The sequence below is a fragment of the Vibrio crassostreae genome (assembly GCF_041439375.1).
Taxonomy (GTDB): Bacteria; Pseudomonadota; Gammaproteobacteria; order Enterobacterales; family Vibrionaceae; genus Vibrio; species Vibrio crassostreae_D.
Map to the genome: position 1 here is coordinate 1 of NZ_JBGONY010000084.1, position 15,996 is coordinate 15,996.

Here is a 15,996-nt window from a genome sequence, read left to right on the forward strand (position 1 = left end):
TTCGAACCTCCGACCGCCTGGTTCGTAGCCAGGTACTCTATCCAGCTGAGCTAAGGACGCACATTTACATTGTCTAAATTGCTAATTTTAGACTCGCAAGAAATGGCGGTGAGGGAGGGATTCGAACCCTCGATGCAGCTACAAACCACATACTCCCTTAGCAGGGGAGCGCCTTCGGCCTCTCGGCCACCTCACCGTCTTGCGGAGGCACATATTACGTTTTACCGAAAATATGTCAAACACTTTATTGAAAAAAATTGGACAAAAACACTCAACCGTTTGCTATTTAATCAAAGCGCTTGCAAATTGAACTTATAACATTCAAATCGCGCTTTTTCCCTTAAAAATTAAGGTGAAAGATTGGCAATAATAAACAGCCGAAAACAATTATCTAATTTATCCAGCAGCAAGTGCTACCGCTGATGGCACAATACTACGGGATGCGTATTTTCGCCATAGGGGAAGCTAATAAATCTTGAGTTTTGCTAAACAAAATAGAGAGCAACAGTTCTGTTCAACCTTGTCTGTATCTCACAACATCACAAAGCATTCACTTCACCACTTTGAGACCGTTCCGTTATCCAACTTATCTATGTCCCAATAAGTATTTTTATTCCCCAAGATCAAAAAAGGCTAGCAACAATGCTAGCCTCTTCTCTACGCAAAAGTATTAGTAGTTGCCAGATGCAACGTTACCATTACCTTTTTCAGCTTGAATGCGCATGTAGATCTCTTCACGGTGAACAGATACTTCTTTAGGTGCGTTAACACCGATACGTACTTGGTTGCCTTTAACGCCAAGTACAGTAACTGTTACTTCATCACCAATCATCAGTGTTTCGCCAACGCGGCGAGTCAAAATTAGCATTCTTTGCTCCTTGAGTAATCTCTAAATTTATCTAGCTACGAGAGCATTATCCAACAAAAGTTATATTTTCGTAAACTATCGATTGAGTTTATTTAACCAAAATGCACTTCTTTTTTAGGATAACCCTGTGTTTCACGCGCTACGATGTATGCATTGTGTAATATGTTAGCAGCCATATCGACTTGCGTTGGTGATATCACCAAAGTTAAAGACTGCTGCTGCAATAAGTGATGCTGTACATCAATTTCGCCTTCAGACAACAATCCATGTGAACTGACCACAATTTCTTGTGTTCGGCTTCCTACCACAGTTAACAAACTAACCTGTTCACTATTACGGATTTTCTCGTCAAAAACTAGTTTTAATTTGGCACTTATGTCTTGTTTAATAATGAGTGCTGCCCGTTCTGTTTCCTCGATCACACTACAGACTTCGATCCCCAACAGTTGGCAATGTGAAATGAAAGACGGTAAATCTTCATTCAAACACTCGATACGCACCATATCTCTTTGAATAGCGATACCAGCAATATCATTCAAACACTGATTACCCGTGATCAATGTGCCCTCGCCTTGTTCAAAGCTTGAAAGCACACGCAATGGCACGTTGTGCTGCCATGCATACTGAACACACGGAAGATGCAAAACCTTAGCACCTCGGCGTGCCATCTCTTCCATAGAAGGGAAGTCTAAAGTATCTAATTTTTGAGATTGCTTCACGACTCTAGGATCACAAGAGTAAACACCATCTACATCAGTATAGATCTGGCATTCTTTCGCCTGTAAGGCACCCGCAAGCGCTACCGCTGTAGTATCTGAACCACCGCGACCTAATGTTGTGATATCGCCTTTCGCATTGAATCCTTGAAAGCCTGCAACAATGACAATCTGGTTGTCATCTAACAGTGCTTGAATCGGGGCAGTATCAATACGCTCAATCGCTGCATTATTATGATTAGAATCCGTGTGTATCTTGGCTTGATAGCCAGTCATCGATGTCGCTTCATAACCTAACTTGTGTAACGTCATTGCTAACAAGGCCATGGAAACTTGCTCGCCAGCCGTTAACAGCACATCCAGTTCTCTAGCGTTTGGTACGCTATCAACTTGTGTGGCTAAGTTAACCAACCGATTTGTTTCACCTGACATAGCAGAAACGACAACCACAATCTGGTTCCCTTCATTTTTCGCTTCAATGATTTTTTCTGCTACATGATGGATTCGTTCAATTGAACCCACCGACGTTCCACCAAATTTCTGCACGATAAGAGGCATTTTCACCCGTCCTCACCTTCCCAAGACCAATGTCTATATATGACAAAAAAACACATACTCCGCGTCAGGGCGAAGCAATAAAAAATTAACCAAGGAGTCTAACGCCACCATTAGACTTCTTGGTTAATCTCAATCAAACCTTGTTTAAACACGCTTCCAATAGGCAAAATAAAAGATGCCCAATCAACTGATTGGGCATCTTTGTATCAATTACTTAAGCTTAAAGACGCTCTTCTAGCCAAGTACGCACAGATTTAAGTGCTTCTGGCAGTGCTTCAACGTCAGTACCGCCCGCTTGAGCCATATCTGGACGACCGCCACCTTTACCGCCAACTTGCTCAGCAACCATCTTAACAAGGTCACCCGCTTTTACTTTGCCGATTAGGTCTTTGGTTACACCAGCAATCAAGCCAACTTTACCGTCTGCTACGTTTGCGATCAGGATGATGCCGCTACCTACTTGGTTTTTAGCGTTATCAACCATAGTACGTAGGTTCTTGTTGTCTGCGCCTTCAATTGCAGCAACCAAAACTTTAGTACCAGAGATGTCTTCTACTTTGCCCATGATGTTTGCGCTTTCTGCAGCAGCCATCTTTTCTTTAAGCAGTTGGATTTCTTTCTCTAGAGATTTCGCTTTCTTAGCTGATTCAGCAAGCTTCTCTTCGTAAGCGTTAGCCTGAGCCTCTACTGCATCTAGAGCAGCTTCACCCGTTACCGCTTCAATACGACGAATACCCGCAGCAATACCACCTTCAGAGGTGATCTTGAATAGGCCGATATCACCCGTGTTACTTGCGTGGATACCACCACAAAGCTCAGTAGAGAAATCGCCCATAGATAGAACGCGCACTTCATCATCGTACTTCTCGCCAAACAGTGCCATTGCACCTTTTTCTTTCGCTGACTCGATATCCATGATGTTGGTTTCAATCACGTGGTTCTTACGAACTTGTGCGTTAACCAAACGCTCTACTTCTTTAATCTGTGCCGGTGTTACCGCTTCAAGGTTAGAAAAGTCAAAACGTAGGTTATCTGGCTTAACTAAAGAACCTTTCTGAGCAACGTGCTCACCTAGAACTTCGCGCAATGCAGAGTGAAGTAAGTGAGTTGCAGAGTGATTTAGTGAGATAGCAGCACGACGCTCAGCATCAACCGTTGCTTCTACTTTATCGCCCTTAGCAAATACACCTTCAACTAGCTCACCGTGGTGTGCAAATGCGTTACCTAGCTTCTGAGTATCTTGTACTTTGAAAAGACCCGACGCTGTTTTTAGTGTACCAGCATCACCACATTGACCGCCTGACTCAGCGTAGAATGGTGTCTCTTCAAGGATGATGATTGCTTTGTCGCCAGCCGATAGTGAAGATACCTCTTCGCCGTCCACAAATAGCGCAGAGATTTCACCAGCACCTTCAGTTGCTGTGTAACCACAGAACTCTGTGTTCGTATCTACTTTGATCGTCGCGTTGTAATCAGTGCCGAATTGGCCAGCTTCACGAGCACGCTTACGCTGTGCTTCCATCGCCTTCTCAAAGCCTTCTTCATCGATAGTAAAGTCGCGTTCACGAGCTACATCGTTAGTCAGGTCAGCTGGGAAGCCGTATGTGTCGTAAAGTTTGAAAACTGTTTCGCCGTCAAGCTCTTTGCCTTCAAGTGCGTCTAGTGCGTCATTAAGAATAACCATGCCGCGCTCTAGAGTACGACCAAAATTCTCTTCTTCAATGCGAAGTACTTTTTCAACAAGCTCTTGCTGTTTCTTAAGTTCATCTGCCGCAGAGCCCATCACTTCAGCCAGTACACCCACAAGTTTGTGGAAGAACACGCCTTGTGCGCCAAGCTTGTTACCGTGACGAACTGCACGACGAATAATACGACGTAGAACGTAGCCACGACCTTCGTTTGAAGGCATAACGCCGTCAGCGATTAGGAATGAACAAGAACGGATGTGGTCAGCAATAACGCGTAGCGATTGGTTAGATAGATCGTCATGACCCACAACTTCCGCTGTCGCTTTGATTAGCTTTTGAAATACATCAATTTCGTAGTTAGAGTGAACGCCCTGCATGATTGCAGAAATACGCTCAATACCCATACCTGTATCTACAGCAGGCTTAGGTAGCGGTTCCATTGTACCGTCAGCGTGACGGTTGAACTGCATGAATACGTTGTTCCAGATCTCGATGAAACGGTCACCATCTTCTTCAGGTGTACCAGGACGGCCGCCCCAGATGTGCTCACCGTGATCGTAGAAGATTTCAGTACATGGACCACAAGGACCTGTGTCACCCATCGTCCAGAAGTTATCAGACTCGAACTGTTTACCGCCTTCTTTGTCGCCAATGCGAACGATACGGTCAGCAGGAACACCTACTTTTTTGTTCCAGATATCGAATGCTTCATCATCTGTCTCGTATACCGTTACCAGCAGACGGTCTTTTGGCAGTTGAAGAGTCTCAGTCAGGAATTCCCAAGCAAAGCCAATCGCTTCTTCTTTGAAGTAGTCGCCAAAGCTGAAGTTGCCTAGCATTTCGAAGAACGTGTGGTGACGAGCCGTGAAACCTACGTTTTCAAGGTCATTGTGTTTACCACCCGCACGTACACAACGCTGAGCCGTAGTTGCTCGAGTGTAGGCACGCTTTTCGGCGCCTAAGAAGCAATCTTTGAATTGGTTCATACCTGCGTTAGTAAATAGCAGGGTTGGATCGTTATGTGGAACTAACGATGAACTGTCTACGATTTGGTGTTCTTTGCTCTCAAAGAACTTAAGGAACGCGTTGCGAACCTCATCAGTGCTCATGTACATGCAGCTCTTCCTGAAAATAGTCGAGTTAGAATTTTGCCGTATTGTAGATCATGGTTAAGGCTTCGACTAGTTTTCTTGTAGAAAAGACACCCTTGGGCAGGATTTTAGTGGGAATTCGATAAAATGAAGAATATTCCACTATATCTAGCCGTGGAAAAGCAGAAGTAAATCGACGACCTAGTACCGAAGAAACTCAGTCAACAAAAGAGAGTTGACCAAATACATGCTCGACGGTACAGCTCCAATAAAAAAGCCCCGCATAAAATATGCGAGGCTTTAAGTTCTTTCAAGCGGATGCTTCTTTCAAACATCTACTCTATAAAACGTTAGCTTATAGCTCTTCGTTTTCTTCTTCTTTCTCTACGTCTTTCTCTTCAAGAACAGCAGGAGTCAGTAGTAACTCACGAAGTTTAGTATCGATCTCTAGAGCAACTTCTGGGTTTTCACGTAGGTATTTACCAGCGTTAGCTTTACCTTGGCCGATCTTATCGCCCTTGTAGCTGTACCAAGCGCCCGCTTTTTCTACTAGCTTATTCTTAACACCTAAGTCGATAAGCTCACCTTCGCGGTTGAAGCCTTTACCGTAAAGGATTTGAGTTTCAGCTTGTTTGAATGGTGCAGCAATCTTGTTCTTAACAACCTTGATACGAGTTTCGTTACCAACAACTTCATCACCATCTTTAATCGCACCAGTACGGCGAATATCAAGACGAACAGATGCGTAGAACTTAAGAGCGTTACCACCAGTTGTTGTTTCTGGGTTACCAAACATCACACCAATCTTCATACGAATTTGGTTGATGAAGATAGCCATACAGTTAGACTGCTTAAGGTTACCAGTTAGCTTACGCATCGCTTGAGAAAGCATACGAGCCTGAAGACCCATGTGGCTGTCGCCCATTTCGCCTTCGATTTCTGCTTTTGGTGTTAGTGCTGCTACTGAGTCAATAACAAGTACATCGATTGCACCTGAACGAGCCAGTGCATCACAGATTTCTAGCGCTTGCTCACCCGTATCTGGTTGAGAAACAAGAAGCGCATCGATATCAACACCAAGCTTTTGAGCGTAGATAGGGTCTAGTGCGTGTTCCGCATCAACGAAAGCACACGTCTTGCCTACTTTCTGAGCTGCAGCAATAAGCTCAAGCGTTAGCGTTGTTTTACCTGATGATTCTGGACCGTAAACTTCTACGATACGCCCCATCGGTAAGCCACCAGCACCTAGTGCGATATCTAGAGATAGAGAACCAGTAGAAATAGTTTCTACGTCCATTGTGCGGTTATCACCAAGACGCATGATAGAACCTTTACCAAATTGCTTTTCAATCTGACCAAGGGCTGCGGCTAACGCTTTTTGTTTATTCTCGTCCATCTCTATCTCCACATAATCGGTTGTCTCAACAAGCGATCTAGAATCTATTTCTAACCCACATAGGGGTGACTAATTGGCTTTCATTATACTGTTGATTCATACAGTGTCTATACCTGTATGAAAATAATTTGTACAAATGTTACTTACCTTCCATTGATAGGTAATCATAAATAACTTGCAGGGCATGGTGCGTGGCTTGTTGGCGTACTTGTGATCTGTCGCCTGTAAATACATGCGTTTCTACTTTATCCCAGCCATTTAGCGCTTTCCACGCGAAGCATACTGTACCAACAGGCTTATCTTCGGTCGCGCCACCTGGCCCGGCAATGCCACTGATCGATACAGAGATAGTCCCGTTTGAGTGTTGCAATGCCCCGCTCGCCATTTCTATGACGACAGGCTCACTCACAGCGCCGAACTCAATCAAGGTTTTAAGCTGCACACCTATCATCTCTTGCTTGGCTTCATTGCTATAAGTAACAAAAGCGCGATCAAACCACCCAGAACTGCCCGCAATGTCAGTGACTGCAGTCGCGACACCTCCGCCAGTGCAAGATTCAGCCGTCACTAACACTTGTTTGTGTTTAGCAAGTAAATGTCCAAGCTGTTCACTAAGGTCTTGAGTCATCTGCATCATCAGCTTCCCTTTATTTACTGTCATATCATTTGGATTCGCATCTTTTCGCATCAGCCGCTTTTCGCACGAAACGCTTTCACGTATCCTAAGCCGCAATAGAAATAAACGAAAGAAGTTAACTGTGAAAGCCGATCAAAAACATACTCCCATGATGCAGCAGTACCTAAAACTGAAAGCAGAAAACCCAGAAATTCTGCTGTTCTACCGCATGGGCGATTTCTACGAGCTTTTCTACGATGATGCTAAAAAAGCTTCTCAACTCCTCGATATTTCACTGACTAAACGCGGTTCATCAAATGGTGAACCGATTCCGATGGCGGGTGTTCCATACCATGCCGTTGAAGGATACCTTGCAAAGTTAGTGCAACTTGGTGAATCCGTAGCAATTTGTGAACAGATTGGTAATCCAGCAACTTCAAAAGGTCCTGTTGAACGTGCTGTTGTACGTATCGTGACACCCGGCACCGTGACCGATGAGGCATTGCTTTCTGAGCGTATTGATAACCTGATTGCAGCCATCTACCATCACAACGGTAAGTTTGGTTACGCGACACTGGATATTACCTCCGGTCGATTCCAACTTTGCGAGCCAGAAACCGAAGAAGCAATGGCCGCAGAACTGCAGAGAACCTCACCACGTGAGCTACTGTTCCCTGAAGATTTCGAACCTGTAAATCTAATGGCAAGCCGTAATGGCAACCGCCGCCGCCCTGTATGGGAATTTGAATTAGATACCGCTAAGCAGCAATTAAATAAACAATTTGGTACTCGCGATCTGGTTGGCTTTGGCGTAGAAAGCGCAAAACTGGGTCTATGTGCGGCTGGTTGTTTGATCCAATACGTGAAAGATACCCAACGTACTGCCCTTCCACATATCCGTTCTTTGACGATGGATAAGCAAGATCACTCGGTGATCCTTGATGCTGCGACTCGACGCAATCTAGAGATCACGCAAAATCTTGGTGGTGGTACTGATAACACCCTTGCCGAAGTACTTGATCATACTGCGACAGCTATGGGTAGCCGTATGCTGAAGCGCTGGTTACATCAACCAATGCGCAATATCTCTACACTCGATCAGCGCCTAGATGCGATTGGTGAGCTGAAAGATTTGGCTCTATTCACAGAGCTACAGCCAACCTTAAAGCAGATTGGTGATATTGAACGTATTCTCGCTCGACTGGCACTTCGCTCTGCTCGCCCTCGTGATATGGCACGACTTCGCCAAGCGATGGAATACTTACCAGAGCTTGCTGAAACACTGACGCAGCTGAAACACCCATACCTGACTCAACTTGCTCAGTATGCCTCTCCTGTGGATGAGGTTTCTGAGCTACTTGAGCGTGCAATCAAAGAGAACCCACCCGTGGTTATCCGCGATGGCGGTGTGATTGCTGAAGGCTACAACGCCGAGCTAGATGAATGGCGTGACCTTGCTGCGGGCGCAACCGAGTTTCTGGATAAGCTTGAGCAAGAAGAGCGTGAACGCCATGGCATCGACACGCTAAAAGTTGGCTACAACAACGTACACGGTTTCTTCATCCAAGTGAGCCGTGGGCAAAGCCACCTTGTGCCACCACATTATGTTCGTCGCCAAACGCTAAAGAACGCTGAGCGCTATATCATTCCTGAGCTGAAAGAACACGAAGACAAAGTGCTTAACTCTAAATCGAAGGCACTGGCTATCGAGAAGCAGTTGTGGGAAGAGTTGTTTGATTTGCTACTGCCATATCTAGAACGACTACAAAACATCGCTTCTTCAGTATCTCAACTTGATGTACTACAGAACTTAGCTGAACGTGCAGATACTCTGGATTACTGTCGTCCAACCATGACAGAAGCAGCGGGTGTACAGATCCAAGCAGGTCGTCACCCAGTAGTAGAACAAGTGATGGACGAACCTTTCATCGCCAACCCTATCGAACTAAACGATAAGCGTAAAATGCTGATCATCACAGGTCCAAACATGGGTGGTAAGTCGACTTACATGCGCCAAACTGCACTCATCGCATTGATGGCTCATATCGGTTGCTATGTTCCTGCTGAAAGCGCGACCATCGGCTCTATCGACCGTATCTTTACGCGTATTGGCGCATCGGATGATCTGGCTTCTGGCCGTTCAACCTTCATGGTTGAGATGACAGAAACTGCCAATATCCTGCATAACGCAACACCAAACAGCCTTGTGCTAATGGATGAAATCGGTCGTGGTACCAGTACTTACGATGGTTTGTCATTAGCTTGGGCAAGTGCAGAATGGTTAGCTAATCAAATCAATGCGATGACACTGTTTGCAACGCACTACTTTGAGCTAACTGAACTGCCGAACCAACTTCCAACACTGGCCAACGTCCACTTAGACGCAGTAGAACACGGCGACAGCATTGCCTTTATGCACGCGGTTCAAGAAGGTGCGGCAAGTAAATCTTACGGCCTAGCTGTTGCAGGGTTGGCTGGTGTACCAAAAGCCGTGATCAAGAACGCTCGTGCGAAGCTGACTCAGTTAGAAGCGTTAAGTATGGAGTCTCCGACATCAAAGCCAAGTGGTGTTGATATCGCGAACCAACTTAGCCTGATCCCTGAACCGAGTGAGGTGGAGCAAGCACTAGCGAATGTTGATCCTGATGATCTAACACCTCGCCAAGCATTAGAAGAGCTCTACCGCTTGAAGAAACTACTCTAGCTTAAGAAGCACTCTAGTTAAAATAGCCAAGCACTGTGGTTTCTAGCTGAAGTCAAAATTAAACCAGAAGCTAAAACTAAAAAACGCTGACATTAGGTCAGCGTTTTTTTATTTCGATATCGTGGAATATCGTTTAGTCGTTTTCAACGTTGAACAGGTTTTCCATGTTCAGACCTTGCTTGATCAAAATCTCACGTAGACGACGAAGACCTTCAACTTGGATTTGACGAACTCGCTCACGAGTCAGGCTGATTTCACGGCCAACTTCTTCTAGCGTTGACGGTTCATAACCCAGTAGTCCAAATCGACGTGCAAGTACCTCTTTCTGCTTAGGATTCAGTTCATCAAGCCAGAAGATCAGTGAGTTCTTGATATCGCTATCTTGAGTTGAAACCTCAGGATCTGAATTGTTGATGTCTGGAATAATATCCAACAGTGCTTTCTCACCGTCACCACCAATTGGCGTATCTACAGAACTCACTCTTTCGTTTAGACGAAGCATCTTGCTCACATCACCAACCGGCTTATCTAGCTTAGAAGCGATCTCTTCAGCTGTTGGTTCGTGGTCAAGCTTTTGTGATAGTTCTCTTGCAGTACGTAGGTAGATGTTCAGCTCTTTCACAACATGGATTGGCAAACGGATAGTGCGAGTCTGATTCATCAACGCACGTTCAATGGTTTGACGAATCCACCATGTTGCGTAAGTTGAAAAGCGGAAGCCTCGCTCTGGGTCAAATTTCTCTACGGCGCGAATCAAGCCTAGGTTGCCTTCTTCGATTAGATCGAGAAGTGCCAAACCACGGTTGCTATAACGACGAGAGATTTTTACCACCAAACGCAGGTTACTTTCGATCATGCGTTTACGTGCTGCTTCATCACCGCGTAGAGCTCGACGTGCGTAAAGCACTTCTTCTTCTGCGGTTAGTAGTGGTGAGAAACCGATTTCGCCTAGATACAGTTGAGTGGCATCTAAGCTTTTAGACGTAACTTCAACTTCTTCTTTCGCTTCGGTTTTCTTAGTGACTGTTCGTTTTGCTTTTCCAAGAGCTTCCGGTTCCGTGGTTGCTTGGTCAAGATCGAACTCTTCTTTGGTTACTGCATTGCTTATACTCATAACGCCTCCCCCTGGCGAAATTAGCATGACATTACAACTTCATATGTCGCTAAATGACTATGTCACTCAATACAATACGTTAATCGTTCATATTGTATTTAAGGCAAATATCGTTTTGGATTAACGGATTTACCTTGGTAACGAATCTCAAAGTGCAGCCTAACACTGCTGGCTCCAGAGCTTCCCATTGTTGCAATCTTCTGCCCTGGTTTCACACTTTGCCCTTCAGATACTAATAGTCGGTCGTTATGCGCGTATGCACTTAAGTAATTATCATTGTGCTTCACAATCACTAGATTGCCGTAGCCTCGTAGTGCATTACCCGAATAAACAACCGTTCCCCCTGCAGTAGATACTATTGGCTGACCTCGCTGTCCTGCTATGTCTATGCCTTTATTTCCTTGTTCACCTACAGAGAAATTCTTGATTACTCTCCCTTTAGTTGGCCATAACCATTTGGATACTTTATCACTTGTTGGTTTGGTGGACGGTGTAACATTCTGTTTACCTTTAGAACCAACATACTCCTTTGATTTGGATTGTTCAACCTTCTTTGGTGGATCTTTTTTCGCCACTTTGGTGGTAGTTTGAGTTGGAGCAGGTTTAGAGTTTTTACTCTTTTTCGGCGTTGTTTTCGGTTTACTTACCACAGATGACGTTGTCGATGCCGCGACAGGCGCAGCAACAGCTGCTACCGCTACCGTTGACTTACCATACGCTGGCGCATTGTAACTAGGACGCCACAACTTAAGCTTCTGCCCTGGGTGAATAGTATAAGGCGCAGACAATTTGTTGTAGCTAACGAGGTCATTGACGTCTTTATTGGTCACATAAGCGATGAAATAAAGCGTATCGCCTTTTTTCACTTCATAGTAACTACCGCGATAACTACCACGATCAATCGATGAGTAATTCTTGTTAAGGCTTGAAACCGGCGCAGGCGAATTCGCTGCACACCCAACAAGGGCACAGCTAAGCAATAAAGTACTTCCTTTAAACAACTTCGAACGCATCGACTCTCTATCCACCTACACCATTAGTCTTGTTATTAAGCTAGTTCACCAGGAACAAGAGGTACAAATCTCACCATTTCGATAACACTCGACAAAAATTCATCGCCGTGACGAACGATCTTCAACAGTTGTTGTTCATCATCCCCAACAGGAATCAGTAAACGACCGCCATCTTTCAGCTGTTGCAGAAGCGCTTGAGGAATCGACTCTGCAGCAGCGGTAACAATAATCGCATCAAAAGGCGCCTTTGAAGACCACCCTTGCCAACCATCACCGTGCTTAGTTGAAATATTGTAGAAATCGAGTTGCTTCAACCTGCGTTTAGCATCCCATTGTAGCGACTTTATTCTTTCAACCGAATAGACATGATCAACAAGCTGAGCCAATACCGCGGTTTGGTAGCCTGAACCCGTTCCGATCTCCAAAACTCGGCTATCTTGTTGTAACTCAAGCAGCTCTGTCATTTTGGCAACAATGTATGGTTGGGAGATTGTCTGACCCTGTCCGATCGGCAGAGCATTATTATCATAAGCTTGATGGTACATCGCCTGTGATAAAAAACTCTCTCTCGGCAGCTGGTAAATCGCATCAAGAACCTTTTGATCTCGGATGCCATTTTCAATCAGAAAAGTAACTAAGCGCTCGGCTTGTGGATTGCTCACTTACTTCTCCCCTAACCATGCTGTCATCGCGCCCAACGACTCATGCGCCGTTAGATCAACTTGTAACGGTGTTACCGACACAAAGCCATGCTCAATCGCGTAAAAATCGGTACCTTCACCGGCATCTTGCTCTTTGCCCGGAGGGCCGAGCCAATAGATATCGTGACCACGCGGGTCTTTTTGCTTGATCATATCTTCAGCGTGATGACGAGCACCTAGGCGCGTCACCTGAGTACCAGACAGCTGTTCTAAGGCTAAATCAGGAACGTTCACGTTCAACAAGCGATTGGTCGGGATTGGGTTTGCTAAATGTTGTTCGACAATACGACGAGCAATCGCTGCCGCTGTCTTAAAATGTTTTTTTCCCACCAACGAAAACGCCACCGATTGAACGCCTAGAAAGTGCCCTTCCATTGCTGCTGCCACCGTACCTGAATAAAGCACGTCATCACCAAGGTTAGCACCGTGATTAATGCCCGTTAATACCAGATTAGGCATGTCATTCTTTAGCAGTTCGTTTAACGCAAAATGCACACAGTCGGTCGGTGTTCCTTGTACCGAATAGGTATTTTCAGCAATCTCTTGAACGCGTAAAGGCTGTTCTAAAGTTAATGAATTTGAAGCGCCTGAACGATTACGGTCAGGTGCCACAATGATAACTTCAGCAAGATCACGTAGTTCATCTGCTAGCTCATGAATACCTTGAGCATGCACACCATCATCGTTGCTGAGTAAAATCTTCATTCTGTATCCTTTCTTCATATTCCAGTGCTAAGTGACTTAAATTCCAATATTAAGTCACTTAGTGCCAAGCAGAATCATTACTGCTCGTAGCTTCTCTCTACGTGTACTTCTTCAACCAATTCACGAACGATAGCCGTCGCAAAGCAGCCTGCATCAAGAGAGAACTTCAGAGTGACATTATCTTCACTCACTTCCCACGTTAGATCAGTAGGTTTCAGTGACGCTTCACGGCGGTCATGACGCATGCGATTACCACGAATTAGAGCCATCAAATCCGGTTCAGCATCAAGGTGTTTCTGCTCTAAAGCTTGAGACTCATCTGTTGTTGGCAAAGCGTTATCTCCGGCCAAAGCCACAGTCACCAATGCAGTACCATTCGCGATATCTTGCTTTACAGCTTCAAGGTTTTCAGCCGTTACCGTTAGTTGAGCACCGTCTTTCACTACGATATCGCCAACCAATGCCGATGCAAACACATCTTGCTCAATACGGTCTGAAAGGATCAAGTTGTAAATCCACGAGCGAGCCGCAGAAAGATACAAGCTGCGTTTATTCTGGTTACGAGTACGAACGTTATCGCGGCCCCAACGACGAGCTTCAGATAGGTTGTTACCTTCATTACCAAAACGCTGAGCACCAAAGTAGTTTGGCACGCCCACTTGAGCGACTTTTTCCAAACGCTTTACCACATCTTCACAATCCGTTACTTCAGACAAGGTCAACTCAAATTGGTTGCCAAGTAAATCGCCCGGACGTAACTTTTTGTTATGACGTGCTATCGCTAGGATTTCAATACTTGGGTATTGTGCTAAGAACGCTGAAAAGTCAGGCTCACCTTTCGGTAGGTGGACGCTCAACCACTGCTCTGTCACAGCGTGACGGTCTTTCAAACCCGCCCAGCTCACGTCTTTCGACTTAACACCGCAAGCTTTAGCCAGCTCGTTTGCTACGAAACTCGTGTTTTCACCAGTTTTACGAATACGAACCATTAGGTGCTCGCCTTCACCAGTAAACTCAAAACCCAAGTCTTCATTAACGACAAAGTGTTCGGCTTTTGCTTTTAGTTTTGCTTTCGCAGTTGGTTTACCGTTTAGATAAGCCAATGAAGATAAAATATCTGACATGCTGTTCTTTTCGTGTTGGTGCTTACGCACTTTTAGTTATTAGGACCACCGCTTCACATGCGATGCCCTCTTTGCGACCAGTAAAACCTAAACGCTCAGTAGTCGTCGCTTTTACATTCACATTGCTAATGCTGGTTTCTAGGTCTTGAGCAATAGCTTGGCACATAGAGTCTATATGAGGGGCCATCTTTGGAGCTTGCGCCATGATAGTAATATCGGCATTACCAATCACGTAACCTTGTTCTTTTACTCGACGGTAAACATCTTTCAGTAGTTCACGGCTATCCGCGCCTTTCCATTCGTCATCAGTATCAGGGAAATGACGACCAATATCGCCCGCTGCGATCGCACCTAACAGAGCGTCACACAAAGCATGAAGGGCAACGTCACCATCTGAATGTGCGATAAGACCTTGTTCGTAAGGGATGCTCACACCACCAATAATTACCGGACCTTCACCACCAAACTTATGTACATCAAAGCCATGGCCAATACGAATCATCATTATTCCTTATTCTGACTTAAATAGAACTCAGCAAGCGCTAAATCTTCAGGCTGAGTAATCTTAAAATTATCTGAGCGCCCAGCCACTAAAGCCGGCGATAAACCTTTCCATTCAAAGGCTGAAGCTTCATCAGTAATTGAAGCGCCATGTTGCAACGCCTCACTTAATGCCTTCCACAGAGGCTTTGCTCTGAACATTTGCGGCGTAAGTGCATGCCATAAATCCGCTCGCTCAACGGTATGCTCGATCTGCCCTTGAGCACCTCGCTTCATCGTGTCACGAACTGGAGCCGCTAAAATAGCCCCGACATCATGGCTCATCGCGCCGGAAATTAGCTTGTCGATATCACTTAGCTGAACACACGGCCTTGCCGCATCGTGAACCATTACCCAATCACTAAGCTGCTGCTCAGCGATATAGTTTAGCGCAGAGAGTACAGAGTCTGCTCTCTCGCTTCCGCCTGACACTCTGCTCACTTGTGGATTCTGGTTGAGTGCTAGCTCAGGGTAGTATGGGTCATCATCACTGATCGCAACGACAATTTGAGCGACTTGAGGGTGAGACAGTAATTTCTCAACGGTGTGCTCTAAAATTGTTTTGCCGTGAATCTCGAGGTATTGCTTAGGGCGGTCTGCCTTCATTCGGCTACCGACGCCCGCTGCAGGTACAACAGCAATCACGCTTTGAAGTTGAGTCGACATTAATGGGATTCCTCACCAATGATGCGATAAAACGTTTCGCCTTCTTTGACCATTCCAAGCTCATGACGTGCGCGTTCTTCTATCGCGTCTAAGCCTTGGCGTAGATCGTCAATTTCAGCAAACATTTCTGCATTTCGAATATGCAGCTTTTCATTCACTTGCTGTTGAACTTGGATTTCGTTGTTCACACCGTAGTAATCAGAAATACCATTTTTACCGAGCCACAGTGTGTGTTGTAGCCAGCCAAACACTATGAGCAGTACTAAAGCAAAAATTCGCATAACACCTTTCGCCGGTTGAAAAAGAAGGAACTAGAATAAGGCACATATATACCATAATGAGCTTATTGGTGCGAGATATGTGGTGTCAGGGAATCAATAAGTCGGGGAATTATTGTTATTCGAAATCCACAATGAGATTCCCTATACCTTCCTTCGTCAGTCTAGGGAATAATGAAATGGACCCACCCTTCTAAACGGCGTCGCAATGCGCCAAG

At 45.3% G+C, this 15,996-nt stretch carries 14 protein-coding genes and 1 tRNA gene; 1 reads left to right on the forward strand and 14 read right to left on the reverse strand.

The window, feature by feature from the left end; genetic code table 11:
- Window positions 1-103: 103 nt before the first annotated feature.
- The 6 genes from ACED45_RS22285 to pncC form a co-directional block, all read right to left on the reverse strand.
- Window positions 104-196, reverse strand: a tRNA-Ser gene (locus ACED45_RS22285).
- Between the two features lie 474 nt (window positions 197-670).
- Entirely contained in the window at window positions 671-868 is a 198-nt protein-coding gene (gene csrA, locus ACED45_RS22290) for a carbon storage regulator CsrA (protein ID WP_004415691.1), read from the reverse strand.
- A 92-nt stretch (window positions 869-960) separates the two neighbouring features.
- The gene (locus ACED45_RS22295) at window positions 961-2,142 is read right to left on the reverse strand and encodes an aspartate kinase (protein ID WP_080967413.1); all 1,182 of its coding nucleotides are present in this window, start codon (window positions 2,140-2,142) and stop codon (window positions 961-963) included.
- A 220-nt stretch (window positions 2,143-2,362) separates the two neighbouring features.
- The gene (alaS, locus tag ACED45_RS22300) at window positions 2,363-4,945 is read right to left on the reverse strand and encodes an alanine--tRNA ligase (protein ID WP_048615632.1); all 2,583 of its coding nucleotides are present in this window, start codon (window positions 4,943-4,945) and stop codon (window positions 2,363-2,365) included.
- 331 nt (window positions 4,946-5,276) lie between these two features.
- A complete protein-coding gene (recA, locus tag ACED45_RS22305; RefSeq protein ID WP_017056586.1) occupies window positions 5,277-6,317 on the reverse strand; it encodes a recombinase RecA in 1,041 nt (346 codons plus the stop codon).
- Between the two features lie 139 nt (window positions 6,318-6,456).
- Complete coding sequence (gene pncC, locus ACED45_RS22310) at window positions 6,457-6,951, reverse strand: nicotinamide-nucleotide amidase (protein ID WP_048659431.1); 495 nt, start codon at window positions 6,949-6,951, stop codon at window positions 6,457-6,459.
- Between the two features lie 124 nt (window positions 6,952-7,075).
- On the opposite strand from pncC, the gene mutS reads away from it, so the two are divergent.
- Complete coding sequence (gene mutS, locus ACED45_RS22315; RefSeq protein ID WP_371715041.1) at window positions 7,076-9,637, forward strand: DNA mismatch repair protein MutS; 2,562 nt, start codon at window positions 7,076-7,078, stop codon at window positions 9,635-9,637.
- A gap of 133 nt (window positions 9,638-9,770) precedes the next feature.
- On the opposite strand, the gene rpoS is transcribed toward mutS, so the two are convergent.
- The 8 genes from rpoS to ftsB all read right to left on the reverse strand — a co-directional run bounded on the left by rpoS (window position 9,771) and on the right by ftsB (window position 15,781).
- Complete coding sequence (gene rpoS, locus ACED45_RS22320; RefSeq protein ID WP_017059027.1) at window positions 9,771-10,751, reverse strand: RNA polymerase sigma factor RpoS; 981 nt, start codon at window positions 10,749-10,751, stop codon at window positions 9,771-9,773.
- 98 nt (window positions 10,752-10,849) lie between these two features.
- Window positions 10,850-11,764, reverse strand: a complete 915-nt coding sequence (nlpD, locus tag ACED45_RS22325) for a murein hydrolase activator NlpD (RefSeq protein ID WP_371715042.1) — start codon at window positions 11,762-11,764, stop codon at window positions 10,850-10,852.
- A gap of 35 nt (window positions 11,765-11,799) precedes the next feature.
- Window positions 11,800-12,426, reverse strand: a complete 627-nt coding sequence (locus ACED45_RS22330) for a protein-L-isoaspartate(D-aspartate) O-methyltransferase (protein ID WP_017633213.1) — start codon at window positions 12,424-12,426, stop codon at window positions 11,800-11,802.
- A complete protein-coding gene (gene surE, locus ACED45_RS22335; RefSeq protein ID WP_123924168.1) occupies window positions 12,427-13,170 on the reverse strand; it encodes a 5'/3'-nucleotidase SurE in 744 nt (247 codons plus the stop codon).
- Window positions 13,171-13,247: 77 nt separating this feature from the next.
- The gene (gene truD / locus ACED45_RS22340; protein WP_371715043.1) at window positions 13,248-14,294 is read right to left on the reverse strand and encodes a tRNA pseudouridine(13) synthase TruD; all 1,047 of its coding nucleotides are present in this window, start codon (window positions 14,292-14,294) and stop codon (window positions 13,248-13,250) included.
- 22 nt (window positions 14,295-14,316) lie between these two features.
- Complete coding sequence (gene ispF / locus ACED45_RS22345) at window positions 14,317-14,796, reverse strand: 2-C-methyl-D-erythritol 2,4-cyclodiphosphate synthase (protein ID WP_004739053.1); 480 nt, start codon at window positions 14,794-14,796, stop codon at window positions 14,317-14,319.
- Between the two features lie 2 nt (window positions 14,797-14,798).
- Entirely contained in the window at window positions 14,799-15,500 is a 702-nt protein-coding gene (gene ispD / locus ACED45_RS22350; RefSeq protein ID WP_371715044.1) for a 2-C-methyl-D-erythritol 4-phosphate cytidylyltransferase, read from the reverse strand.
- Window positions 15,500-15,781 (reverse strand): cell division protein FtsB, encoded by a 282-nt coding sequence (ftsB, locus tag ACED45_RS22355; protein WP_010435786.1) that lies wholly within the window; start codon window positions 15,779-15,781, stop codon window positions 15,500-15,502. The genes ispD and ftsB overlap by 1 nt, the downstream gene beginning before the upstream one ends.
- Between the last annotated feature and the right edge of the window lie 215 nt (window positions 15,782-15,996).

What these genes read in the sequence shown, in the direction of transcription:
- truD (WP_371715043.1), bottom strand. Translation starts at nt 14,294, where the DNA reads ATGTCAGATATTTTATCTTCATTGGCTTATCTAAACGGTAAACCAACT.
- csrA (WP_004415691.1), bottom strand. Translation starts at nt 868, where the DNA reads ATGCTAATTTTGACTCGCCGCGTTGGCGAAACACTGATGATTGGTGAT.
- nlpD (WP_371715042.1), bottom strand. Translation starts at nt 11,764, where the DNA reads ATGCGTTCGAAGTTGTTTAAAGGAAGTACTTTATTGCTTAGCTGTGCC.
- ftsB (WP_010435786.1), bottom strand. Translation starts at nt 15,781, where the DNA reads ATGCGAATTTTTGCTTTAGTACTGCTCATAGTGTTTGGCTGGCTACAA.
- alaS (WP_048615632.1), bottom strand. Translation starts at nt 4,945, where the DNA reads ATGTACATGAGCACTGATGAGGTTCGCAACGCGTTCCTTAAGTTCTTT.
- rpoS (WP_017059027.1), bottom strand. Translation starts at nt 10,751, where the DNA reads ATGAGTATAAGCAATGCAGTAACCAAAGAAGAGTTCGATCTTGACCAA.
- ispF (WP_004739053.1), bottom strand. Translation starts at nt 14,796, where the DNA reads ATGATTCGTATTGGCCATGGCTTTGATGTACATAAGTTTGGTGGTGAA.
- pncC (WP_048659431.1), bottom strand. Translation starts at nt 6,951, where the DNA reads ATGCAGATGACTCAAGACCTTAGTGAACAGCTTGGACATTTACTTGCT.
- ACED45_RS22295 (WP_080967413.1), bottom strand. Translation starts at nt 2,142, where the DNA reads ATGCCTCTTATCGTGCAGAAATTTGGTGGAACGTCGGTGGGTTCAATT.
- ispD (WP_371715044.1), bottom strand. Translation starts at nt 15,500, where the DNA reads ATGTCGACTCAACTTCAAAGCGTGATTGCTGTTGTACCTGCAGCGGGC.
- surE (WP_123924168.1), bottom strand. Translation starts at nt 13,170, where the DNA reads ATGAAGATTTTACTCAGCAACGATGATGGTGTGCATGCTCAAGGTATT.
- recA (WP_017056586.1), bottom strand. Translation starts at nt 6,317, where the DNA reads ATGGACGAGAATAAACAAAAAGCGTTAGCCGCAGCCCTTGGTCAGATT.